The organism is Salipiger sp. (genome assembly GCF_059781815.1).
Map to the genome: position 1 here is coordinate 1 of NZ_JBYNAH010000061.1, position 23325 is coordinate 23325.

25 protein-coding genes and 1 tRNA gene are annotated in these 23325 nt (G+C 66.4%); 16 read left to right on the forward strand and 10 right to left on the reverse strand.

All coding sequences use genetic code 11. The annotated features are described in order from the left end of the window. From AC6RA4_RS09275 to AC6RA4_RS09305, 7 genes are all read left to right on the forward strand, one after another. Nucleotides 1–936 (forward strand): glucose-6-phosphate dehydrogenase (NADP(+)) (locus tag AC6RA4_RS09275; RefSeq protein ID WP_500159617.1); only part of this gene is annotated, 936 nt, incomplete at its 5' end. Continuing rightward, nucleotides 933–1610 (forward strand): 6-phosphogluconolactonase, encoded by a 678-nt coding sequence (gene pgl, locus AC6RA4_RS09280; protein ID WP_500159619.1) that lies wholly within the window; start codon nt 933–935, stop codon nt 1608–1610. The genes AC6RA4_RS09275 and pgl, both read left to right, overlap by 4 nt. A 33-nt stretch (nt 1611–1643) precedes the next feature. Continuing rightward, nucleotides 1644–3227: a glucose-6-phosphate isomerase gene (pgi, locus tag AC6RA4_RS09285; RefSeq protein WP_500159621.1), complete on the forward strand. Its 1584-nt coding sequence runs from the start codon at nt 1644–1646 to the stop codon at nt 3225–3227. Nucleotides 3228–3346: 119 nt separating this feature from the next. Then, on the forward strand, nt 3347–4132 hold the full coding sequence (locus tag AC6RA4_RS09290; protein WP_500159623.1) for a PRC-barrel domain-containing protein: 786 nt from the start codon (nt 3347–3349) through the stop codon (nt 4130–4132). A 261-nt stretch (nt 4133–4393) separates the two neighbouring features. After that, nucleotides 4394–4864, forward strand: coding sequence for a 50S ribosomal protein L15 (rplO, locus tag AC6RA4_RS09295; RefSeq protein WP_500159625.1), 471 nt, complete (start codon nt 4394–4396; stop codon nt 4862–4864). A 110-nt stretch (nt 4865–4974) separates the two neighbouring features. Next, complete coding sequence (gene secY / locus AC6RA4_RS09300) at nt 4975–6339, forward strand: preprotein translocase subunit SecY (protein ID WP_500159627.1); 1365 nt, start codon at nt 4975–4977, stop codon at nt 6337–6339. Beyond that, nucleotides 6336–6980 carry an adenylate kinase gene (locus tag AC6RA4_RS09305; protein WP_500159629.1) on the forward strand — a complete coding sequence of 215 codons (645 nt, stop codon included), beginning with the start codon at nt 6336–6338 and terminating at the stop codon, nt 6978–6980. Before secY ends, AC6RA4_RS09305 begins: the two co-directional genes overlap by 4 nt. A gap of 147 nt (nt 6981–7127) precedes the next feature. On the opposite strand, the gene scpC is transcribed toward AC6RA4_RS09305, so the two are convergent. Then, on the reverse strand, nt 7128–8642 hold the full coding sequence (gene scpC, locus AC6RA4_RS09310; RefSeq protein WP_500159631.1) for a succinyl-CoA:acetate CoA-transferase ScpC: 1515 nt from the start codon (nt 8640–8642) through the stop codon (nt 7128–7130). Nucleotides 8643–8826: 184 nt separating this feature from the next. Then, the gene (locus tag AC6RA4_RS09315) at nt 8827–9417 is read right to left on the reverse strand and encodes a hypothetical protein (protein WP_500159633.1); all 591 of its coding nucleotides are present in this window, start codon (nt 9415–9417) and stop codon (nt 8827–8829) included. Between the two features lie 168 nt (nt 9418–9585). On the opposite strand from AC6RA4_RS09315, the gene AC6RA4_RS09320 reads away from it, so the two are divergent. Then, nucleotides 9586–10137, forward strand: coding sequence for a carboxymuconolactone decarboxylase family protein (locus AC6RA4_RS09320; RefSeq protein WP_500159635.1), 552 nt, complete (start codon nt 9586–9588; stop codon nt 10135–10137). Nucleotides 10138–10525: 388 nt separating this feature from the next. Next, nucleotides 10526–10687: a hypothetical protein gene (locus AC6RA4_RS09325; protein ID WP_500159637.1), complete on the forward strand. Its 162-nt coding sequence runs from the start codon at nt 10526–10528 to the stop codon at nt 10685–10687. A gap of 73 nt (nt 10688–10760) precedes the next feature. Here AC6RA4_RS09325 and AC6RA4_RS09330 read toward each other — a convergent pair. Both AC6RA4_RS09330 and AC6RA4_RS09335 read right to left on the reverse strand, forming a co-directional pair. Further along, nucleotides 10761–10845 (reverse strand) — tRNA-Leu (locus tag AC6RA4_RS09330). Nucleotides 10846–10984: 139 nt separating this feature from the next. Next, nucleotides 10985–11473, reverse strand: coding sequence for an Lrp/AsnC family transcriptional regulator (locus AC6RA4_RS09335; protein WP_500159639.1), 489 nt, complete (start codon nt 11471–11473; stop codon nt 10985–10987). Between the two features lie 106 nt (nt 11474–11579). Here AC6RA4_RS09335 and putA point away from each other — a divergent pair, with 106 nt between their 5' ends. The 3 genes from putA to AC6RA4_RS09350 all read left to right on the forward strand — a co-directional run bounded on the left by putA (nt 11580) and on the right by AC6RA4_RS09350 (nt 16213). Continuing rightward, nucleotides 11580–15008 carry a bifunctional proline dehydrogenase/L-glutamate gamma-semialdehyde dehydrogenase PutA gene (putA, locus tag AC6RA4_RS09340; protein WP_500159641.1) on the forward strand — a complete coding sequence of 1143 codons (3429 nt, stop codon included), beginning with the start codon at nt 11580–11582 and terminating at the stop codon, nt 15006–15008. Nucleotides 15009–15092: 84 nt separating this feature from the next. Then, on the forward strand, nt 15093–15836 hold the full coding sequence (locus tag AC6RA4_RS09345) for a rhomboid family intramembrane serine protease (RefSeq protein ID WP_500159643.1): 744 nt from the start codon (nt 15093–15095) through the stop codon (nt 15834–15836). Beyond that, complete coding sequence (locus AC6RA4_RS09350) at nt 15833–16213, forward strand: GFA family protein (protein WP_500159645.1); 381 nt, start codon at nt 15833–15835, stop codon at nt 16211–16213. The genes AC6RA4_RS09345 and AC6RA4_RS09350 overlap by 4 nt, the downstream gene beginning before the upstream one ends. Nucleotides 16214–16412: 199 nt before the next feature. Here the strand turns inward: AC6RA4_RS09350 and AC6RA4_RS09355 are convergent, their stop codons facing one another. The 4 genes from AC6RA4_RS09355 to AC6RA4_RS09370 form a co-directional block, all read right to left on the reverse strand. Further along, the gene (locus AC6RA4_RS09355; protein ID WP_500159647.1) at nt 16413–17204 is read right to left on the reverse strand and encodes an inositol monophosphatase family protein; all 792 of its coding nucleotides are present in this window, start codon (nt 17202–17204) and stop codon (nt 16413–16415) included. A gap of 71 nt (nt 17205–17275) precedes the next feature. After that, complete coding sequence (locus AC6RA4_RS09360; protein ID WP_500159649.1) at nt 17276–17617, reverse strand: hypothetical protein; 342 nt, start codon at nt 17615–17617, stop codon at nt 17276–17278. A gap of 165 nt (nt 17618–17782) precedes the next feature. Continuing rightward, nucleotides 17783–18184, reverse strand: coding sequence for a hypothetical protein (locus tag AC6RA4_RS09365; protein WP_500159651.1), 402 nt, complete (start codon nt 18182–18184; stop codon nt 17783–17785). 54 nt (nt 18185–18238) lie between these two features. After that, nucleotides 18239–19441 (reverse strand): pyridoxal phosphate-dependent aminotransferase, encoded by a 1203-nt coding sequence (locus AC6RA4_RS09370; protein WP_500159653.1) that lies wholly within the window; start codon nt 19439–19441, stop codon nt 18239–18241. Nucleotides 19442–19549: 108 nt separating this feature from the next. Here AC6RA4_RS09370 and AC6RA4_RS09375 point away from each other — a divergent pair, with 108 nt between their 5' ends. The 3 genes from AC6RA4_RS09375 to AC6RA4_RS09385 all read left to right on the forward strand — a co-directional run bounded on the left by AC6RA4_RS09375 (nt 19550) and on the right by AC6RA4_RS09385 (nt 20796). Further along, a complete protein-coding gene (locus AC6RA4_RS09375; RefSeq protein ID WP_500159655.1) occupies nt 19550–19945 on the forward strand; it encodes a helix-turn-helix domain-containing protein in 396 nt (131 codons plus the stop codon). Then, nucleotides 19942–20202, forward strand: coding sequence for a succinate dehydrogenase assembly factor 2 (locus AC6RA4_RS09380; RefSeq protein ID WP_500159657.1), 261 nt, complete (start codon nt 19942–19944; stop codon nt 20200–20202). The genes AC6RA4_RS09375 and AC6RA4_RS09380 overlap by 4 nt, the downstream gene beginning before the upstream one ends. Before the next feature lie 96 nt (nt 20203–20298). Then, the gene (locus AC6RA4_RS09385; RefSeq protein ID WP_500159659.1) at nt 20299–20796 is read left to right on the forward strand and encodes a MarR family winged helix-turn-helix transcriptional regulator; all 498 of its coding nucleotides are present in this window, start codon (nt 20299–20301) and stop codon (nt 20794–20796) included. A gap of 154 nt (nt 20797–20950) precedes the next feature. Here the strand turns inward: AC6RA4_RS09385 and AC6RA4_RS09390 are convergent, their stop codons facing one another. Together AC6RA4_RS09390 and AC6RA4_RS09395 are read right to left on the reverse strand one after the other, a co-directional pair. Beyond that, nucleotides 20951–21679, reverse strand: coding sequence for a DUF1194 domain-containing protein (locus AC6RA4_RS09390; protein ID WP_500159661.1), 729 nt, complete (start codon nt 21677–21679; stop codon nt 20951–20953). Beyond that, on the reverse strand, nt 21673–22107 hold the full coding sequence (locus tag AC6RA4_RS09395) for a VOC family protein (protein WP_500159663.1): 435 nt from the start codon (nt 22105–22107) through the stop codon (nt 21673–21675). Before AC6RA4_RS09395 ends, AC6RA4_RS09390 begins: the two co-directional genes overlap by 7 nt. Before the next feature lie 204 nt (nt 22108–22311). Here AC6RA4_RS09395 and thyX point away from each other — a divergent pair, with 204 nt between their 5' ends. Then, nucleotides 22312–23226, forward strand: coding sequence for an FAD-dependent thymidylate synthase (gene thyX / locus AC6RA4_RS09400; RefSeq protein WP_500159665.1), 915 nt, complete (start codon nt 22312–22314; stop codon nt 23224–23226). Nucleotides 23227–23325: the final 99 nt, after the last annotated feature.

Consider the following 23325-nt stretch of genomic DNA (forward strand, 5'->3'; position numbering starts at 1 on the left):
TACCGCATCGACCACTACCTCGGCAAAGAGACGGTGCAGAACCTGATGGCGGTGCGCTTCGGCAACATGCTGTTCGAGCCGCTGTGGAACGCGCAATACGTCGATCACATCCAGATCACCGTGGCCGAAACCGTAGGTGTCGGCGGGCGCGGATCTTATTACGACAAGTCCGGCGCCATGCGGGACATGGTGCAGAACCACCTGATGCAGCTGCTCTGTCTGATCGCCATGGAGCCGCCGGCGCGGTTCGAGGCTGACGCAGTGCGCGACGAGAAGCTCAAGGTGATCCGGGCGCTCGATCCCGTCGATCCCGACCAGATCGTGCGCGGGCAGTACACCTCGGACGGCGAGATGCCCTCCTACCGCGAGGACGCCGAGAACCCGGTTTCCAAGACCGAAAGCTTCATCGCGCTCAAGTGCTACGTGTCGAACTGGCGGTGGGCCAACACGCCGTTCTACCTGCGCACCGGCAAGCGTCTGGCGGCGCGAGCCTCGGAGATCGCGGTGGTGTTCAAGGAGACGCCGCACTCGATCTTCGGCATCGACTCGGGGCGCCACCGCAACGTGCTGTCGATCCGCCTGCAGCCCAACGAGGGCATGACGCTGGGCGTGACCATCAAGGAGCCGGGCCCGGGCGGCATGCGTCTCGTCGACGTGCCGCTCGACATGTCCTTCGCCGATGCGCTGGGGCCGGAGGCCGAAGAGGTCACCGATGCCTATGAGCGCCTGATCATGGACGTGATCCGCGGCAACCAGACGCTGTTCATGCGCGGCGACGAGGTCGAGGCGGCCTGGGCCTGGACCGATCCGCTGATCGAGGGCTGGGAGCGCCGCGGCGACTCGCCCAAGCCCTACGATGCCGGTGGCTCGGGACCGGACGACGCCGCCTTCCTCATCAACCGGGACGGGCGCCGTTGGCGCGGGATCAAGGCATGACCTACGAGTTCAAGGAATATCCCGACCGCGAGATGCTGGCGATGGATCTCGCCAACCAGATCGCCGGAGAGCTGCGCGCCGCGCTGAGCCATCAGGACCGCGCCGCGCTGGCGGTCCCGGGCGGGACCTCGCCCGGGCCGGTCTTCGACGCGCTCTGCGCCGCCGATCTCGACTGGGCGCGCGTCGACGTCATGCTGACCGACGAGCGCTGGGTGCCGGAAAGCTCCGAGCGCTCCAACACCCGCCTGCTGCGCCAGCGTCTGCTGACCGACCGCGCCGCGGCGGCGCGCCTGCTGCCGCTCTATGCCGAGGCCGAGACCCCCGAGGAACGGCTCGCTGAGCTGGCCGACACCATCGCGCCAGCGCTGCCGCTGGCGGTGGTGCTTCTGGGCATGGGCGCCGACATGCACACCGCCTCAATCTTTCCCGAGGCCGACAAGCTCGAGGCGGCGCTCTCGGGCGACGCGCCGATCCTGCTGCCGATGCGGGCACCCGGCGCACCCGAGCCGCGCATCACCCTGAGCGCGCCTGTGCTCGACGGCGCGCTGAAGAAGCACATCGTGATCTATGGCGCCGAGAAGCGGGACGTGCTTGAAAAGGCGCGCGGACTGCCGCCTCTCGAGGCGCCGATCAATGCGGTGCTCGACGAAGCCGTCGTACACTGGGCTGAGTGACCTTGGGCCGAATAGAGCAAAGTGAGATTTGACATGTGGGATGATCTGAAGAGCCTCGCCGCCGCGCGCGACGGGATCCGTATTGATGCGCTGTTCGCGCAGGACGCCGGTCGGGCAGAGACGTTCTCGGTCAGCCACGACGGCATGCTGTTCGATTACTCCAAAACCCTGATCGACGACGAGATCCGCGCCGCGCTGATCGCAGTCGCCGAGGGCGCGGGGCTTGCCGAGCGCCGCGAGGCCATGTTCTCCGGCACCAAGATCAACGAGACCGAGGGCCGCGCCGTGCTGCACACCGCCCTGCGCAACCTCGACGGCACCCCGGTCGAGGTCGATGGATCGGACGTGATGCCCGAGGTGCTCGACACCCTGTCGCGCATGGAGGTGCTGGCCGAGGAGATCCGCGGCTCCGAGATCACCGACGTTGTCAATATCGGCATCGGCGGCTCGGACCTCGGCCCCAAGATGGGCTACATCGCGCTGTCGCCTTACGCCGACGGGCCGCGCTGCCATTTCGTCTCGAACGTCGATGGTGCCGACATCGCCGACACGCTCAAGCTCTGCGAACCCCGGACCACGCTGTTCATCATCGCGTCGAAGACCTTCACCACCATCGAGACCATGACCAATGCCAAGACGGCCTGGGCCTGGCTCGAGGAAAAGGGCGTCTCCACCGAGGGCAAGTTCGTGGCGCTGTCGTCGAACAAATCGGCAGCCGCCGAATGGGGCATCCCCGAGTCCCGCGTCTTCGGCTTCGAGGATTGGGTCGGCGGGCGCTATTCCATGTGGGGGCCGATCGGGCTCTCGCTGATGATCGGCGTCGGTCCCGCCAATTTCCGCGCCTTCCTCAAGGGCGGCATGGAGATGGACACGCATTTCCGCACCGCGCCGCTGGAGCAGAACATGCCGGTGATGCTGGCGCTGGTGGGCATGTGGCACAACCAGGTGCTGGGCCACGCGACCCGCGCGGTGCTGCCCTATGACAACCGCCTGAGCCGCCTGCCGGCCTATCTCCAGCAGCTCGAGATGGAGAGCAACGGCAAGGGCGTGAGCATGGATGGCGCGGATCTGGCCTGCAATTCCGGCCCGGTGGTCTGGGGCGAGCCCGGCACCAATGGCCAGCACGCGTTCTACCAGCTCATCCACCAGGGCACCCGGGTGGTGCCCTGCGAGTTCATGGTCGCCGCGCAGGGGCATGAGCCCGAGCTGCAGCACCACCATGCGCTGCTCATCGCCAACTGCCTCGCGCAGTCCGAGGCGCTGATGCGCGGCCGCGACCTCGACGAGGCGCGCGGCAAGGTGGCCGGCAAGTTCGAGGGCGATGAGCTCGAGCGGCAGGCGCGGCACCGGGTATTCCCGGGCAACCGCCCCTCGACCACGCTGGTCTATCCCAAGCTCGATCCCGAGACGCTGGGCCGCATCGTGGCGCTCTACGAGCATCGCGTCTTCGTCGAGGGCGTGATCCTCAACATCAACTCCTTCGACCAGTGGGGCGTGGAGCTTGGCAAGGAGCTGGCCACCGCGCTCGGCCCGATGGTGACCGGCGATCAGGCGGCGGACGGGAAGGACGGTTCGACCCGGCAGCTCCTCGCATTCATTCACAAGAATGCGAGCTAAAGTTCCGTAAAAAACATGTTATTGGCGGATGTTTGCCCGGGTGGAACGACCCGGGCAACTGCGTGTTGTGAGGTCAGACGCCGCGACGGAGCGGCGATTACACACACGGAGGAAACACCATGAACCGCCTTAGCATGACCGTCGCCGCCATCGCGCTTACCGCAGGTACCGCAGGCTGGGCCGACAACCACGGCGCCGAAATGGAGACCGAGAACGCTCAGATGGAGCAGGCCGAAGCCAACATGGAGCAGGCCGGCGAAAACATCGAGCAGGCTGCCGAAAACACCGGCGAAGCCATCGAGAACGGCGCGCAGGAAGCCGGTCAGGAGATCGAGCAGGCCGCAGACGATGCCGGCGAGGCGATCCAGAACGCTGCCAACGAAGCCAACCAGGAGCTTGACCAGGCCGCCGCCGAGACCAACCAGACCATGGACGACATCTTCGGCATGGACGAAGACGGCCTGATCCGCACCCGCGACATCACCGGCGGCGCCGTCTACGCGATCAACGAAGACGCCGCGATGGGCGAAGCCGAGCTCGCCGAAGGCGACGCGGCCATGGAAACCGAGACAGAGACCGAAATGGCCGAAACCGATGCCGACGCCCAGATGAGCGCCGACACCGAGATGGCCTCGAACGGCACCATGGGGTCGTACACCGAGATCGGTGACAACTGGAACAATGTCGGCGAGATCGAAGACATCGTGCTCAATGCCGATGGATCGCTCGAGGGCATCGTCGCCGAGGTGGGTGGCTTCCTCGATATCGGCGACAAGCACGTGCACATCTCGCTCAACGACGTGCAGCTGATGCCGATCGACGACGGCTCCTACGTTCTGGTGACCAACTACACCAAGGAGCAGCTGATGGAGATGCCCGACGTTGATGAATCCTTCATGAACTAAGGCGCGTTTCTCACGCAGTCTTTCGAGGCCGGGGCAGATTGCCCCGGCCTTTTTGCTGGCCTATGGCCTTGCGGCAGAGAAAGCCCCCTGCCGCCCGTGCCTGCCCGCACCGGCGCCCCGCGCGGGCATCCGCACCCTTGCGTTGCAGCGGGCACTGCGCTACAGGCCCTCGGTGGCATTGCGCCACTGATTCAGAAAACCAAGAAACGCCGTGGTTGGCCCGTTCGCTTCGGGGGTCACATCCGGCAATGGAGAAGCGACATGAAACTGAATGAACTTCGCGACAACCCGGGTGCAACCCGGTCCAAAAAGCGCATCGGCCGTGGCCCGGGTTCGGGCAAGGGCAAGATGGGTGGCCGTGGTATCAAGGGTCAGAAATCGCGTTCGGGTGTGGCCATCAATGGCTACGAAGGCGGCCAGATGCCGCTCTACCAGCGTCTGCCCAAGCGCGGCTTCAACAAGCCGAACCGCAAGAGCTACGCTGTCGTCAACCTCGGCCTGATCCAGAAATTCGTCGACGCCGGCAAGCTCGACGCCGCGTCGATCACCGAGGACAGCCTGGTGGCTTCGGGCCTGGTGCGCCGCAAGCTCGACGGCATCCGCGTTCTCGCCAAGGGCGAAGTGACCACCGCTCTGACCATCGAGACCACCGGGGCTTCGAAGTCGGCCGTCGAGGCCGTCGAGAAAGCCGGCGGCGCTCTCAAGGTCACGGCTGCGGCAGCCGCAGAATAAGCGGGTTGTGAGCGGTGAGACAGCCGCTTACATAGGACCCCACGTTTTCCACGAACGCCGCCGGAGCCGGAAAGCGCTTCCGGCGGCGTTCTGCCTTCGAGAGGACCCGCATGGCATCCGCTGTGGAACAAATGGCCGCCAACACCAGTTGGGCGGCGCTTGGGAAGGCCACTGACCTTCGCAACCGCATCCTATTCACCCTCGGCCTTCTGATCGTCTACCGGCTGGGCACCTTCATCCCCGTGCCCGGCATCGACGGCGGCGCGCTCCGCGACTTCATGGAGCAGGCCGGCCAGGGCATCGGCGGCATGGTCTCTATGTTCACCGGCGGCGCGCTGGGACGCATGGGCATCTTCGCTCTGGGCATCATGCCCTACATCTCGGCCTCGATCATCGTGCAGCTCCTCGCGGCCATGGTGCCGGCGCTCGAGCAGCTCAAGAAAGAGGGCGAGCAGGGCCGCAAGAAAATCAACCAGTACACCCGCTACGGCACCGTCGCGCTGGCGCTGTTCCAGGCCTACGGCCTTGCGGTGTCGCTCGAGGCGGGCGATCTCGCCCACGAGGCGGGCTGGTATTTCCGCGCCGCCGTGGTGATCACGCTGGTCGGCGGCACCATGTTCCTGATGTGGCTGGGCGAGCAGATCACCGCCCGCGGCATCGGCAACGGCATCTCGCTGATCATCTTCGTCGGCATCGTGGCCGAGATCCCGGCCGCGCTGGCGCAGTTCTTCGCCTCGGGCCGCTCCGGCGCCATGAGCCCGGCGATCATCGTGGGCGTGATCGTCATGGTCATCGCAGTGATCATGTTCGTGGTGTTCATGGAACGGGCCCTACGCAAGATCACCATCCAGTATCCGCGCCGCCAGGTCGGCATGAAGATGACCGAGGCGCAGCAGTCGCACCTGCCCGTCAAGGTCAACCCGGCGGGCGTCATCCCGGCGATCTTCGCCTCCTCGCTGCTGCTGCTGCCGACCACCATCGCGACCTTCAGCCAGGCCGGCTCGACCGGTCCGGTGATGTCGACGATCCTTGCCTATTTCGGCCCCGGACAGCCGCTCTACCTGCTGTTCTTCGCCGCGATGATCGTGTTCTTCGCGTATTTCTACACCTTCAACGTCTCGTTCAAACCCGATGACGTGGCGGACAACCTGAAGAACCAGAACGGCTTCATTCCGGGCATCCGCCCCGGCAAGCGCACCGCCGAGCATCTCGAATACGTGGTCAACCGCGTGCTCGTGCTGGGCTCGGCCTACCTCGCCGCGGTCTGCCTCTTCCCGGAGGTGCTGCGGTCGCAGTTCGCCATTCCGTTCTATTTCGGCGGGACTTCGGTGCTTATCGTGGTATCCGTCACGATGGACACCATTCAGCAGGTCCAGAGCCACCTGCTGGCACATCAATACGAAGGTCTTATTCAGAAGTCGCAGCTCCGCGGTAAGAGTAAGGCCCGAAAGCGGAGGGGACCTGCACGCCGATGAACATCATTCTTCTTGGACCGCCCGGCGCGGGCAAAGGCACTCAGGCACGCATTCTCGTGGAAGAGCGGGGCATGACCCAGCTCTCCACAGGGGACATGCTGCGTGAGGCCAAGGACAGCGGCACGGAAATGGGCAAGAAGGTCGCCGACGTGATGGCACGCGGCGAGCTTGTGACCGACGAGATCGTCATCGGCCTGATCCGCGAGAAGCTCGAGGCCGACCCCGAGGGCGGCTACATCTTCGACGGCTTCCCGCGCACGCTCAAGCAGGCCGATGCGCTTGGTGAGCTGCTGGCCGAGGAAGGCATGACCCTCGACAAGGTGGTCGAGCTGCGCGTCAACGACGAGGATCTGGTCCAGCGCATCACCGCGCGCTCGACCTGCGGCACCTGTGGCGAGGTCTACAACGACATCACCAAGCCGATCCCGGCAGACGGCAAATGCACCAACTGCGGCGGCACCGAGTTCAAGCGCCGTGCGGACGACAACGAGGAAAGCCTCAAGAAGCGTCTGATGGAGTATTACAAGCAGACCTCGCCGCTGATCGGCTACTACTACGCCAAGGGTCAGCACTGCCGGGTCGATGGCCTGGGCGAGATCGCCGACATCAAGGCGGCGATTGCGGGCAAGCTCGACGGCTGACGCGACAGGCTGACGACCGGAATAGCAAAGGCGGACCTTCGGGTCCGCCTTTGACGTTTCAGGGCCTCTGTCCGCAGCCTTCGCGAGTGCTGCGAGGGGCGCTCCCGGGGGGCGTCAAAGAGCGCAGGCGGCGCTCACAACGCGCCCCTACCCCATCGCGCCCGTCTCGACGAAGCGCTGATGCCAGGACAGCGCCTCGCCCAGCAGGTGCGGGGCGTGTCCCCCGAAGGAGCCGGCCCGCGCCCGCGCAAAATAGTCGCGCAGCGCGTCGCGGTAGTCGGGGTGGGCGCAGCGCGCGATGATCAGCTCGGCGCGCTGCTTCGGCGCCAGCCCGCGCAGGTCCGCCAGCCCCTGCTCGGTAACCAGCACGTGCACATCCTGCGCGATGTGATCGACATGCGAGGCCATCGGGACAATGGCCGAGATCTTGCCGCCTTTCGCGGTCGAGGGGGTCATGAAGATCGACACATAGGCGTTGCGGGCGAAATCCCCCGAGCCGCCGATGCCGTTCTGGATCCGCGAGCCCATGACATGGGTCGAGTTCACGTTGCCGTAGAGATCCGCCTCAATCAGCCCGTTCATCGCGATGCAGCCAAGCCGGCGCACCAGCTCGGGGTGGTTCGAGATCTCCTGCGGGCGCAGGATCAGCTTGTCGCGGAACCGTGCCGCCTCGGCGTTGAAGCGCTCCGCCGCTTCCGGCGAGAGCGAGAACGCCGTGGCCGAGGCCATGCGCAGCTTGCCCGCGTCCAGAAGATCGAGCATGCCGTCCTGGATCACCTCCGTGTAAGCCGTCATGCCGTGATAAGGCGCCTCCATCAGCCCCGAGAGCACCGCGTTGGTGACGTTGCCGACGCCGGATTGCAGCGGCAGGAGGCTCTCGGGCAGCCGCCCCTTCGCCACCTCGTGGGCAAAGAACTCCAGCAGGTGGCCCGCGATGGCCTCGGCCACCGCGTCGGGCTTGGCGAAGGGCAGGTTGCGGTCGGGCGCGTCGGTCTCGACGATGGCGACCACCTTCTCGGGATCGACCAGGAAATGCGGCTGGCCGATGCGGTCATCGGGCTTGACCAGCGGGATCGGCACCCGGTTCGGCGGCAGCGCGGTGCCATAGTAGATATCATGCATGCCGTTCAGCGCATCGCTTTGCCAGCGGTTCAGCTCGAGGATCACCTTGTCGGCGCAGTCGAGCCAGGTCTTGTTGTTGCCGATCGAGGAGGACGGGATCAGCGCGCCCTCGGCGGTGATGCCCGAGATCTCGACCACCGCCACGTCGAGCCGCCCGAGGAACCCCTGCCACGCCATCGGCGCGACTTGGCTCAGATGCATGTCGAAATAGTTCATTTCGCCCGCGTTGATCTTTTCGCGCGCGATGGGGTCGGAATTGTAGGGCAGCCGGAACTCGATTCCGTCGGCCTTGGCCAGCGCCCCGTCAAGCTCGGGCCCGGTCGAGGCGCCGGTCCAGACCTTGACGCGGAACGGATTGCCGGCGGCATGCTCCGCCTCGATCCGCGCGGCCAGCGCCGTGGGCACCGACTTGGGATAGCCCGAACCGGTGAAGCCGCTCATGCCGACGGTCATGCCGTCATGGATCAGCGCGGCGGCGTCCTCGGCGCTCATCAGACGGCTTTGAAAATCGGGATGGGCGATGCGGGACTGTCGGGTCATGGGGGCTCCTCCACTGCGGGCGGCGCGGGCTGGCCGCGCCCCGTTCCGAACGGGAAATCATCTGCACACCAATGTATGCAGCCACTGCTTCCGCCGAAAAGGTAGAGAACGCGCCCGCAGAACGGGCATTCCCAAAACGCATAGCTTAGGCAAAAAGATACGCGCTCAGCGCATGGCTTGGCAATCAGCGGTCGGATCTCGTGACGTCACGTCGCGCGGCCTCGAGCCCGTCCTGAAAGCCCTCCGCATCCCCGTAATCGGTGAATTGCGGATAGCGGTGATGCGGTTGTGCCACCCGGGCGGCGTGCTTGATCGGGCACCAGAAGGCCTCGGTCCGCGAGGCGATCTCGGAGACGTAGGACAGGAGGCCGTTGCAATAGCCGCAATAGACGCAGTTCGCCTTCTGGATGACGTTGAGATAGGCGAGGTGATGGCGGTCGATGCGGATGTGATCGCCCCGCTTCACCCGCGGGATGCCGTAGGCGCGGAAGCAGATCGCCTGATAAAGCGAGACGCAGAGATCGAGCAGCGCGAAGGGCACGATGAGCGCGTAGATCACCGGGGCGGTGAGGATGTGCCACGGGTTGGCGCGTGCGAGGAAGCTGCTCCAGCGCATCCGAAGGGCGCGCTGCTGGCGCAGCCGCCCGGCCTCGAAGCGCACGCGGTTCTTCTCGAGCCGGTATTGGAACGCCTCGCGGCGGCGGCCGATCTCCTCCTCGAGTTCGTCATGCAGCGCGTCGATGCGCGCGAGGATCTGGTCGATGCGGCTGGTCATGCTGGCCTCCCCTGCCCGCGGCGGAGATATGCTAGGGCCAAGCGGCGCGGCGCTCCTTGCGCTCGATCAACGCCCTTGGCCGCGCGATTGGGGCGCATTGGCGCGCAACGGGCCAGACCGTAAGCTCGGCGTCACGATTCCCGCGATGATCAGAAAGACGAGCCCGCCATGACCGCCTCCCCCTGCCCGCCCGTTTCCGATGCCGACTGGCCCGACGAGATCGCCGACCTGCGCGACGGTTTCGCGGGCGCGCTCAACGTTTACCGCACCATGGCGCATCACCCGGCGCTCTTGCGCGCCTGGGCGCCGCTGCGCCAGCACATCGTGCGCGACACGGCGCTGGGGCTCGAGCGCTCCGAGGTGGTGATCCTGCGGGCCGGCTACCGGCTTGGCTCGCCCTATGAATGGGCGCATCACGTCTCGCGCGCGCGGCAGCTCGGCTTCGACGATGCCCGCATCGAAGCGATCGGCGGCACGCCAGAGGGCGAGGACGGGCTCATCGCCCGCGCCGTCGATGCGCTGATCGACAACAAGAAGCTGGCGCCGGAGCAGGAGCGCGAACTTGCCGAAGCCATCGGGCGTCCCGCGGTGATCGACCTGATCGCGACGGTCGGCTTCTATTCCGTGCTGGGCTACCTCCTGATGACCTACGACACCCCGATCGATGACCGCGTGGCCGCCGAGATGGCCGAGGCGCCGCTCGACCTGCCGCCGCGCTGACATCGACAGACAACCTCAGATAGCGAAAATCGAGAGCGAAGAGGGGGCCGCGAGCGCAAACACGTTCCGGCCCCGAAAATTTTTCATACCAGTCGAAATTTTCTGAACACCGATAAGATCATGATAAATTTAGACATTATTCAAATGACCTCTGAGATGCATGTTTCGGGCCGGGGAATCGATCGAAAATCGCCCCTCACGCCACTCCAAGGCATTGAAAAACATAGGATGATTTCTACATCTTGGAGTGACGGCAAGACCAGCAGGAGACGCCAAGCCCGAAGCGTCTCAGGACCCGAAACCCAAGTCTCTTCCAGCCGAAGACCCACAGGCCCAAGGTTGCACCGCCGCTCGCCGGGCATCTTTGTTACGACGGAAAGGACCGCCGATGCTCAACGTCTTCCAACACCTCCGCGCTCAACTCATGGTGGAACACAAGGTCAATACCGCTGCTCCTCAGGGCAAGGGGGCCTCGGATCTCGAAAAGCTGCAACAGAAGCTTGATGCGAAGAAACAGCCCGCCGCGGCCGACGAGCCGGAGGTGGCCTGATCCCCACGGCGTCTCGAGGATACGCCGTACCGGCCAAACGACCACCACTCACGGACCATTGCCGGATGCGGCGTGGTGCGGGCGGCGGGACTCGAACCCGCACGGGCCAGGCCCTAGCGATTTTAAGTCGCTTGTGTCTACCATTCCACCACGCCCGCACGACGCGCCCTGAAGCGTCTAGCGCTCAGGACGACGACTGACAACGCTCTTCCAGAAGAAGACCCGCCAATTTGACGGCGCTGTGCCCCTTCCTCCCAAACCGGCACCAGCGCCTTTCTTTTTTCCCGATTGCGCCCCTCAGCCACTCGCCCCCGGCGGGCGCGCCAGACCGTCTTCCTTGACCGCCTGCATGGCGACATAGGTCGAGGTGGTCGAGACATGCGGCAGGGTCGAGATCTTCTCGGCCAGCACCCGGCGATAGCTGCGCATGTCGGCGGTGCGCACCTTCAGCAGATAATCGAAATTGCCCGCGATCAGATGCACCTGCTCGATCTCGGGGATTGCCGCCACAGCGGCATTGAACGCCTCGAGCGAGGCCTCGCGGGTGTCGAGCATGCGCACCTCGACAAAGGCCACGTGATCGAGCCGCAGCCGGATCGGGTCGAGGATCGCCCGGTAGCCGCGGATCACCCCCAGCTCCTCGAGCCGGCGCAGCCGCGCCTGGGTGGGGCTTTTCGACAGCCCGATGCGGCGGGCGAGCTCGGTGATCGAGATTCGCCCCTCGGCTGCTAAGGTGGTCAGAATCGCGCGGTCGAACCGGTCGTATTCTTCGAAGTCGTCTTGCATTGCGTTTCCCGGAATCTTCGGTCGTTTTGATGCGCGCAAAACATCTCTTAAGGCAAATAGACTTCTCGCGCCACTGTATGCTGGCAAAAATCACCGGAGACGCCGAATGCCCAAGGACATTGCCCCCGATCTGCGCCATCTGATCGACCAGAACACCTATGCCGACGAGGCCGAGACCGTCGCGAAGCTGCGCAAGCAGGCCGCGCTCTCGCCCGCCGACCGCGACGAGATCGCCGACCGCGCCGCCACGCTGGTCACCCAGATCCGCGGCAGCACCAAGCCCGGCATGATGGAGGTCTTCCTCGCCGAGTACGGCCTCTCGACCGACGAGGGCATCGCGCTGATGTGCCTCGCCGAGGCGCTGCTGCGCGTCCCCGATGCCGAGACCATCGACGCGCTGATCGAGGACAAGATTGCACCGTCCGACTGGGGCCGCCACATGGGCCGCTCGACCTCGCCACTGGTCAACGCCTCGACCTGGGCGCTGATGCTCACCGGCAAGGTGCTCGACCCGACCCAGCGCCCCGGTCCCGCCGGCCACCTGCGCAACGCCGTCAAGCGCCTGGGCGAGCCGGTCATCCGCACCGCCGTGGGCCGCGCCATGAAGGAGATGGGCGCGCAGTTCGTGCTGGGCGAGACCATCGAGAAGGCGATGAAGCGCGGCAGCGCCATGGAGGCCAAGGGCTACACCTACAGCTACGACATGCTGGGCGAGGCCGCCCGCACCGAGGACGACGCGCTGCGCTATCTCGAGGCCTATTCCAAGGCCATCGCCGCAATTGCCAAGGCGGCGAAAGCGAAAGACATCCGCGACAATCCCGGCATCTCGGTCAAGCTCTCGGCGCTTTTCGCGCGCTACGAGGAAGGCCAGTTCGACGCGGTGATGGAGGTGCTGGTGCCGCGCCTGCTGCGGCTCTGCGAGGAGGCCAAGGCCGCCGGCATCGGGCTCAACATCGACGCCGAAGAGGCCGACCGCCTGTCGCTCTCGCTTGACGTGATCGGGCGCGCCTTCGCCTCGCCCACGCTTGCCGGCTGGGACGGGTTCGGCGTGGTGGTCCAGGCCTACGGGCTGCGCGCCGCCGAGACCATCGACTGGCTCTACGCGCTGGCCGAGGCGCATGACCGCCGCATCATGGTGCGGCTGGTCAAGGGCGCCTACTGGGACACCGAGATCAAGCGCGCGCAGGTCATGGGGCTCGAGGGCTTCCCGGTCTTCACCGCCAAGACCAACACCGACATCTCCTACATCGCCAATGCCCGCAAACTGCTCGGCATGACCGACCGCATCTACCCGCAATTCGCCACCCACAACGCCCACACCGTCGCCGCGGTGCTGCACATGGCGGGCGACAAGAGCGCCTTCGAGTTCCAGCGCCTGCACGGCATGGGCGAGACGCTGCATTCCTTGGTCAAGAAAGATGCCGGCACCCGTTGCCGGATCTACGCCCCTGTGGGCGCCCATCGCGACCTGCTGGCCTATCTCGTACGCCGTCTGCTCGAGAACGGGGCGAACTCGTCCTTCGTGAACCAGATCGTCGACGAGGAGGTGCCGCCCGCGGTGGTGGCCGCCGATCCGTTCGAGGCGCATGACCTGCGCCCCCTCGCCCGGGGCCCGGAGCTTTTCTACCCCGAGCGCGAGAACTCCAAGGGCTTTGACCTGACCCACCGCCCGACGCTCGCGGCAATCGACGCCGCCCGCGCGCCGTTCCGCGCCGCGCCGTGGCAGGCCGGGCCGATTACGGCGGTCGAGGCGCCTCTGGGGGCGACCGACAAAGTTCCGAACCCGGCCGATCCCTCCGACCACGTGGGCGAGATCACCTGGGCCAGCCCCGAGACCGTCGCCGCCGCCGCCGAGGCCGCGCAGCCGTGGCAGGCCAGCCCGTCCGAGCGCGCCGCCGCGCTACTCAAGGCTGCCGATCTCTACGAGGAGCATTACGGCGAAATCTTCGCCCTGCTGCACCGCGAGGCCGGCAAGACCCAGCTCGACGCCGTGGCCGAGCTGCGCGAGGCGGTCGACTTCCTGCGTTACTACGCCGAGCGCGCCGAGGGGGCGCCTGCGCGCGGCGTCTTTGCCTGCATCTCGCCGTGGAACTTCCCGCTGGCGATCTTCACCGGCCAGATCGCCGCGGCGCTGGCCACCGGCAACGCGGTGCTGGCGAAACCCGCCGAGCAGACGCCGCTGATCGCCTGGCGCGCGGTGCAGCTGCTGCACGGGGCCGGTGTCCCGCGCGAGGCGCTTCAACTGCTGCCCGGCGCCGGTGACGTGGGCGCCGCGCTGACCTCGAACCCGCGTGTTGCGGGCGTGGCCTTCACCGGATCGACCGAGACCGCGCAGATCATCCACCGGTCTATCGCCGAGCATCTCGACCCCGGCACGCCGCTCATTGCCGAGACCGGCGGGCTCAACGCGATGATCGTCGACAGCACCGCGCTCCCTGAACAGGCGGTGCGGGCCATCGTCGAATCGGCCTTCCAGTCCGCCGGCCAGCGCTGCTCGGCGCTGCGCTGCCTCTACGTTCAGGAGGACATCGCGCCGCAGTTCACCGAGATGCTCGAGGGCGCCATGGAGGCGCTGCGCCCCGGCCTGCCGTGGGATCTCTCCACCGATCTCGGCCCGGTGATCGACGCCGAGGCCCATGACGGCATCCACGCCTATGTCGAGGCCGCCCGCGCCGAGGGCCGGCTGATGAAGCAGATCGACGTGCCGCGCGCCGGCCACTTCATCGGCCCGGCGCTGGTCCGGGTCCGCGGGATCGGCGATCTCGAGCGCGAGATCTTCGGCCCGGTGCTGCACCTCGCCACCTTCAAGGCCGACGAGCTCGACAAGGTGATCGACGCGATCAATGCCACCGGCTACGGGCTGACCTTCGGCCTGCAGACCCGGATCGACGACCGGGTGCAGCACGTGACCGAGCGCGTCGAGGCCGGCAACCTCTATGTCAACCGCAACCAGATCGGCGCCATCGTGGGCAGCCAGCCCTTCGGCGGCGAGGGGCTCTCGGGCACCGGCCCTAAGGCCGGCGGGCCGCTCTATTGCGACCGCTTCCGCCACCATGCCGTCAGCGCCACCGCCGGCAGCTGGTCGACCGGCGAGGTGCCCGCGCGTCTGACGGCGGCCATCGACGGCGCCGGGCGCGGCGCGCCGCCGAAGCTCACCGAGCTGCCGGGGCCGACCGGCGAGGCCAACCAGTACACCAGCTTTGCCCGCCCGCCGGTGCTCTGCCTCGGGCCGGGCAGCGACTGCACGGCGGCGCAGGCCGAGGCGGTGCGCAAGCGCGGCGGCGTGGCGGTCACGACGCAGGGCAAGCTGGCGCCCGAGGCGCTGGCGGCGCTCGAGGGCATCTCGGCGGCGATCTGGTGGGGGGGCGAGGCCGAGGCCCGCGCCTATCGCCGCGCGCTGGCCGGGCGGAGCGGACCGATCCTGAGCCTGATCACCGGCCTGCCCGACACCGGCCACGCCCGCGCCGAGCGCCATGTCTGCATCGACACCACGGCCTCGGGCGGCAATGCCGCCCTGCTCGGCGGCAATATGTGACGAGACACGGGCGCGGCCCCCTGCCGCGCCCGTTTCCTTTCGGGACACCTTGACGCGGGCCAGTTCCGCGCCAAGCTACAATCCATGTTTCCAATCCGCGATCACAACCCGTCGGGCCGCACGCCCTATGTCACCTACGGGCTGATCGTGGCGAATATCGTCATCTTCATCAGCTACTGGGGCCTGTTCCAGAACCCGCGCGCACTCAACGCCTTCTTCATCGACTGGGCGCTGATCCCGGCGCTGGTCACCGAGGGCTACGGCTTCACCGGGTTGCTGACCTCGATGTTCCTGCATGGCGGCCTCACCCACCTGGCCGGCAACATGCTGTTCCTGTTCATCTTCGGTGACAATATCGAGGACGCGCTGGGGCATCTGAAATACCTCGGCTTCTACCTCGCCTCGGGCCTGATCGCGGCGCTGGTGCATTACCTCTCGGCGCCGCTCTCGCCGGTGCCCACCGTGGGCGCCTCCGGCGCCATCGCCGGCGTCATGGGGGCGTATCTGCTGATGTTCCCCAAGGCCCGGGTCGACATCCTCGTCATCCTGATCATCATCTTCAAGATCATCCCGGTGCCCGCCTGGATCATGCTCGCGGTCTGGTTCGCGTTGCAGGTCTTCGGCGGCTTCGGCCCCGCCGGAGACGGCTCGGGCGTGGCCTACTGGGCGCATCTCGGCGGCTTCGTCGCCGGCATGGCGCTGATCGCGCCCACCTGGCTGCGCCGCGGCGGCCCGGCCTTCTGGAGCCGCACCCACGGCCACCCGCCCCACCCGGCGGGCCGCTACTCCGACACCACAAGCATCCCGAGGATAGGACGCCGACGATGACCGAGATGACACCCGAGCCGGTGAAAGTGACCTGCCATTGCGGCGCCGTCGAACTGCGCGTGACGCTGGTCGACGGGCTGAACACCGCCCGGCGCTGCGACTGCTCCTTCTGCCGCCGCCGCGGCGCGCCGGCGGTCTCGGCCCCGCTGGACGGCGTCGAGGTGGTGAAAGGCGCCGACACGCTGACGCTCTACCAGTTCGGCACGATGACGGCCCAGCATCATTTCTGCTCGGTCTGCGGCATCTACATGTATCACCGCCGGCGCTCGAACCCGAACCAGTACGGCGTCAACATGGGCGCCATCGAGGGGGTGAACCCGGCCGAGCACGAGCCGATCCTGTGGACCGACGGGGTCAATCATCCCTCGGACCGGTAGCGCCCGGCCGCAGGGTCGGGATGCCTCCGGCGGGAGTATTTTGGGTGTAAAGAAGAGGCTGGCGTCGTGCGGGGCGGCAAGCGGCGCGACTGGGTGCCAGGCGCCATCGCCATGCTGCGCCCGGCCGCAGGCGGGGGACGCCTCCGGCGGGAGTATTTTCGACGTAGAGAAGACAGGGGCGCGGTGAGGCGGCCCGGTGTCAGACCTCGCGGATGATCTTGGCGAAGCTGTCGTAGATCGAATTGTTGGCGCAGAGCAGCGAACCGCTCTCGAGCGGGTCTTGGCCCTCGCGCACGCCATCGACCAGCGCGCCCGCCTCGAGCGCAATGAGATAGCCTGCGGCGATGTCCCAGAGCTTCAGCTCGCGCTCCCAGTAACCGTCGAAGCGGCCGGCGGCGACATAGGCGAGATCCAGCGAGGCGGCGCCCCAGCGGCGCACGCCGGCGCATTCCGGCATGAGCTTGGCGAAGTCCTTCAGCGTGGCCGGCAGGGTGTTCTTGGCAGCAAAGGGGATGCCGGTGGCGAAAATCGCCTCGATCATCCGCGAGCGACCCGACACGCGCAGGCGGCGCGAGTCGTTGAGCCAGGCGCCGCTGCCCTTCTCGGCGTAGAACATCTCGTCCTTGGCCGGGTCGTAGACCACGGCGGAGACGATCTGACCTTTGTGCTCGAGCGCGATCGACACGCCCCAATGCGGCAGGCCGTGCAGGAAGTTGGTGGTGCCGTCGAGCGGATCGACGATCCAGCGCCGCGTCGGGTCGGCGCCATCCTGGGAGCCGCCCTCTTCGGCCAGCCAGCCATAGGTCGGCCGGGCGCCGAGCAGCTCCTCCTTGAGGATCTTCTCCGCCGCGATGTCGGCGCGGCTGACGAAGTCGCCGGCGCCCTTCATCGAGACCTGCAGGTTCTCGACCTCGCGGAAATCCTTGACCAGAGACCGGCCCGCCTTGCGCGCCGCCTTGATCATGATGTTGAGATTTGCACTGCCCTGCATGGTCGGATCCCCGGAAATGGTTCAGGCCGCGCATATACGCGGCCTGTCCGAATTTGCCAAGGGGCGCGGCGTCAGTTGTAGACCACGCCCTTTTCGCCCTCGGGCGCGTAGGCCTTCGGGAGATAGCTCTTCTGTTGCGGCGCGGCGCGACGCGGTGCCGCGGCAGCGCGATATCCGCTGGAGACCGGATTGTAATAGGTGCCCGCGGTCGGCGTGCCGCAGCAGATGACGCCCCCCACGATGACCGGCTGCTTGCCGCCCGGGCAATAGTTCGCCGCCGGATAGGCCTGAATCAGCGGCTGGCGGCTGGGATCGGCTGTGGCATCGCCCTTGTAGGCATCGTCCCAGGCCAGCGCCTGCGACGCGGAAATCGACAGCGCCGTGGCAGCGGCAAGAAAGGTGAAGACGCGCATCTGGTCCCCCATAAACCGGATTGGTGGAAAATATCTCGTCAAATCAGGGTATCAGCGCCTCGGTCCGAGTCAAACATCTTGGCGAAAATGTGGCAATGCACCCCGCAGACCGGGAGGCATCAAGGACAATCGCGCCAAACTCGCCCGATTGTCCCCGATTTAGCATCACTTCTTCATAAGCCGGTCTGCCCGCTTGCGCACCAGCACGGTGCGCAGATCGTGCATCGCGAGAAGCAGCGCATCCGTGACCTCGTCGAGCTGCGCGTCGCTGGCCCTGGACTGGGCCCATTGCGTCGTCATGTTGAGACTGTCGATCGAGCGGTGGATGTCATCCATGTCGCGCATCTCGAGCAGCGCCTGACGTTCGGTCATCCAACGCCGGATCGCGCTCAGGTCGGAATCGCTCAGCACCCGGTCGCCATGCGGCTTGATCTCGCCACGGTTGACGTTGACCACGGCGATCTGGTCCATCTCGATGCGGCGCTGGCGGTTCTCGGTATCGACTCGGAACACCGTCGCCCCGTTGTCGCGGACGCGAAAATAATACTCGGGCAGATCGCCTGACATGTCCCCTCCTCCTTACTCGTAAAATGCTCCGGCCCGACCCGCCGGTCCGCTGCCTCAGCTCAGGCCGGCACAGAACGCCGCGATGCGGTCGCAGGCCTTTTCCAGGTTCTCGTCCGACGTGGCATAGGAAATCCGGAAGTTCGGGCTCAGGCCGAAGGCCGCGCCGAACACCACCGCGACGCCGTTCTCTTCCAGCAGCGCCTTGCTGAAGGCCTCGTCGCTGTCGATCACCGTGCCGCCCTTCGAGGTCTTGCCCAGAAGCCCCGCGATCGAGGGATAGACGTAGAACGCCCCCTCCGGCACCGGGCAGGTGATGCCCTCGATCGCGTTGAGACGCGAGACCACGAGATCGCGGCGGCGCTTGAACGCCGCGCAGCGCAGGGCAAGGTAATCCTGCGGGCCGTTCAGGGCCTCCACCGCCGCCCACTGGCTGATCGAGCAGGGATTGGTGGTCGATTGCGACTGGATCTTGCGCATCGCGGCGATGAGCTCGACCGGGCCGCCGGCATAGCCGATGCGCCAGCCGGTCATGGCATAGGCCTTGGAGACCCCGTTGCAGGTCAGGGTGCGGTCGTAGAGCGCCGGCTCGACCTGCGCGGGGGTGCAGAACTCGAACCCGTCATAGGCGAGATGTTCGTACATGTCGTCGGTCATCACCCAGACATGCGGGTGGCGCATCAGCACGTCCGTGAGCGCCTTCAGCTCGTCGCGGGTATAGCCCGCGCCGGTCGGGTTGGACGGCGAGTTGAACAGGAACCACTTGGTCTTCGGCGTGATCGCCGCTTCGAGCAGCTCGGGCGTGATCTTGTAGCCGAGCTCGGGCTTGCCCTCGATGATCACCGGCGTGCCCTGCCCCAGGAGCACCATGTCAGGATAGCTCACCCAGTAGGGCGCCGGGATGATCACCTCGTCGCCGGGGTTCAGCGTTGCCATGAAGGCATTGTAGAGCACCTGCTTGCCGCCGGTGCTCACGCTGATCTGCGAGGGCTGGTAGTCGAGCCCGTTCTCGCGCTTGAACTTGTCGCAGATCGCCTGCTTCAGCTCGGCGATGCCGTCGGGAGCGGTGTATTTCGTTTTTCCCGCATGGATGGCCGCAATCGCGGCCTCCTTGATGTTGTCCGGCGTGTCAAAATCGGGCTCGCCGGCCCCGAGTCCGATCACGTCCTTGCCCTGTGCCTTGAGCTCGGCGGCAAGCTGGGTCACCGCCACGGTGGGCGAGGGTTTGACGCGGGCGAGGGTGTCGGAGAGGAAAGCCATGGGGCACCGTTTGTATTGAGATCGCGACTGTCATAGGGTGCGCCCCGCACCCGTTCAAGCGGCATCCGCCGCCGAGTCAGCGGCCCCGAGGGCCGGGAGGAGCGCAGAATGAACGACACCACCGACTGGTATGGACCCGACGCCGCCACCTTCGGAGACCGTATCGCCGCCGCCCGCGAGGCCGCCGGCATGGGTCAGGAGAAGCTGGCCCGCCGCCTCGGCGTGAAGCTCAAGACCCTGCAGGGCTGGGAGAACGACCTCTCCGAGCCGCGCGCCAACCGGCTGCAGATGCTGGCCGGGCTGCTCAACGTGTCGATCGTGTGGTTGCTCACCGGCGAGGGCGAAGGCATATCGGGCCCGGAAGAGACCGAGGCAGCCCTGCCCGCCGACGTGAACGACGCGCTGCTGGAAATCCGCGCGCTCAAGACCCAGATCCAGACCGCCGGCGACCGGCTTGGCCGGCTGGAAAAGACCCTGCGCCAGCTTCTCAAGGAGGACGCATGACCGAGACCCCGGAAAACCGCCTGAAAAGGCTGACCATGCGGTCGATGCGCCGTGGCATCAAGGAGATGGACATCATCCTGATGCGCTATGCCGATGCCCGCCTGGCGGGCATGGATGCCGCCCAGCTCGATGCCTACGAGGCGCTGCTCGAAGAGAACGATCAGGATCTCTACCAGTGGGTCTCGGGCCAGCGCCCGGCGCCGGCCACGCTGCAACCGCTGATTGACGATATCTCGCAGGTCGCCTGCAATCCGTGAGGTCGGCACGGTTTTTCATGTCTTTGGCGTGATTTAACCGATTGTTGGTGTTTTTCCCCCAAACCTGCCTGTCACAAGAAACAGGCGGAGACGGTGATGAGCATTCATGCCTCCATGGGGAAAAAGCCGCTCAGCGGCTACATGACCGGCTATCTCGAGACGCTCGCGCTCGTGGAGCGGCTGCACCGGCTCTTGCTTGACGTGATCAAGGATGAGTTCGAGCGCACCGGCGTGCTCGAGATCAACGCGGTGCAGGCGCTGCTGCTCTACAACATCGGCGACAACGAGGTGACGGCGGGCGAGCTGAAATCGCGCGGCTACTACCAGGGCAGCAATGTCAGCTACAATCTCAAGAAGCTGGTCGAGATGGGCTACATGCACCACCAGCGCTGCGAGATCGACCGCCGCTCGGTGCGGGTGCGGCTCACCGCCCGCGGGCGCGAGGTGCGCGACATGGTGCAAACCCTGTTCGAGCGGCATTCCGAGGGGCTCGAGGGGCGCAACGTCATCGATCTCGACGGGCTCGACAAGATCAACACGTCGCTGCGCCGGCTGGAACGGTTCTGGACCGACCAGATCAGGTATACCTACTAGCGCCTGGCGCAGCTTGGCCCGCAGCAAGGGGTGCCAGTCGCGGTTCGATGCGCGATGCGGGCGCCAAGTCAGGCCTGGGCGGACGCCTCCCTCGGCCAAAGCAGCGCGAGCTGAGGCTGCAATCGCATCGCCAGCCCCTCGCAGGCTGTTTCGCCTAGCGCAGTTCCGGCCGGCCGTCGACCTGCCGCTCCAGCCCGCCGATGATCATGTCGTTGAGTTCGCGGAACAGCTTCAGCGTCATCGCCCGGCGGAAATCGCTATAGCCCTGCGCCACCTCGACGAAGGCGCCCGGCCCGTGCGCCACCTCGCCGCGGAAATACTCCACCACCCGCGGGTCCGAGCCCAGCACCGCCAGTCCGTTCACCGTCACGTTGCCGAAGGGAAAGTGGATATAGGCCTGCTGCGGGCGGAAGCCGTCATTGGTGATGCCGTCGCCAGAGACGTCGATCACCCGGCGCTCGCAGATCGGCGCCCGGTCGAGCATCCCCGAGCCATAGCCAAGCGCGTAGCCCATGGCGGTGGGAAAGCGGTTGTGGCTGCGCGGCGCGGCGAGGATCTGGCCGATGGCCTGATCGAGGGTCGGCTGGTCGCCGATCACCGTCCAGTCGAGCACCACGGTCGATTGCCGCCGCCCGCTCCATTCGTAGACGCCAAGCGCCACGCGCCCCTCCCCCTCGAGGATCGAGCGCGAGATGTCGGGATCGGCCAGCGCCGCGGCCAAACCCTCCTTCTGCAGACGGTACTCCTCCTCGTCCACCGAGGAAGAGACATCGAGCGCCAGCAGAAGCGCCAGTCGACAGCCCTCCGCCCCGGCCGCGCCGGTCCAGAGCGTCAGCCCCAGAGCGGCCGCGGCCGCGAGACGAAGGGCCGCCGACCTTACCAATTGCCCGTGTTTTCCATGCTGGCCCAGGGCTCCTGCGGCGCCAGCGCGTCGCCCTCCTGCAGCAGCTCGATCGAGACGTTGTCGGGCGAGCGCACAAAGGCCATGTGGCCGTCGCGTGGGGGGCGGTTGATGGTCACGCCGTTGTCCATTAGCGTCTGACACATCTCGTAGATGTCGGGCACCGTGTAGGCGAGATGGCCGAAATGGCGCGAATCCGAGGGCAGCCCCTCGTCGCCATCCCAGTTGTAGGTCAGCTCGACGTCGGCGGTGCCGTCGGCCTGCTCCGGCGGGCACAGGAAGACCAGCGTGAAGCGGCCCTTCTCGCTCTCGGTCCGGCGGCGCTCGACCAGCCCCAGCAGCTTGTAGAATGCGATGGATTTCTCGAGGTCCTTCACCCGGACCATGGTGTGCAGGTATTTGATCCCCATGGCGCACGCTCCTTCTTTCCAGTTCTTGAGGAGAGAGTAGAGAGCGTGGCGCATATGTCGAGGGCGGAAGCGATCGCGGATCGCGGCGTCGCGCCGCCCATTGGGCCAAAACTTCGCCTCGACCCACTCCATATAGTTTCCATCCCCCGAGCTTTCCGCCATATATGGGGCTTATCGACTCGCAGACCGAAGAAGGGATTCCCCATGCCGCTCAGCCCGGAACAGCAGGCCGAAATCGACGCGCAGCGCAGCGAGACGCAGCCCACCCTGCGCGCCGTCTCTGCCGGCATGGAGGCGCATCTCTACACCGCCAAGCCGGTGCTCGATCACGGTTTTGTCCGGGTCATCGACTACATGGGCGACGACGCGGCGATCTGTCAGGCGGCGCGGGTCTCCTACGGGCGCGGCACCAAGTCGGTCAGCAATGACGAGGGGCTGATCCGCTACCTGATGCGGCACTGGCACTCGACCCCGTTCGAGATGTGCGAGATCAAGCTGCACGTGAAGCTGCCGATCTTCGTGGCGCGGCAATGGATCCGCCACCGCACCGCCAACGTCAACGAATACTCCGCCCGCTACTCGATCCTCGACCGCGAGTTCTACATCCCCGCGCCCGAGCATCTCGCGGCGCAATCGGTGACCAACAACCAGGGCCGCGGCGAAGCGCTCGAGGGCGCCGAGGCCGACCGCGTGCTGCGCTACCTGCGCGACGACGCCACGCGCGCCTTCGACCATTACGAAGAGATGATCTCGACCGAGGACCAGCAAGGCCTCGCGCGCGAGCTGGCGCGGATGAACCTGCCCGCCAACACCTACACCCAGTGGTACTGGAAGGTCGATCTGCACAACCTGCTGCACTTCCTGCGCCTGCGCGCCGACAGCCACGCGCAATACGAGATCCGGGTCTATGCCGAGGCGATCTGCGAGATGGTCGCCGATTGGGTGCCCTTCGCCTACAAGGCCTTCGAGGATTACCGCATGGGCGGCGCGCAGATGTCCTCGACCGCGCTCGACTGCGTGCGCCGGATGCTGAAGGGCGAAGAGGTGACGCAGGAGAGCTCGGGCATGTCCAAGGGCGAGTGGCGCGAGTTCAAGGCGGTGCTCGACGGTGAAGGCTGAGGGCCTTACTCACGGGGCGCCGCCGCGCCATCGCCGGCCCGCGGGGTGGCGATCTGCCTGACGAACCTCTCGATTTATCCCGACCAGGTCCGAAAGACC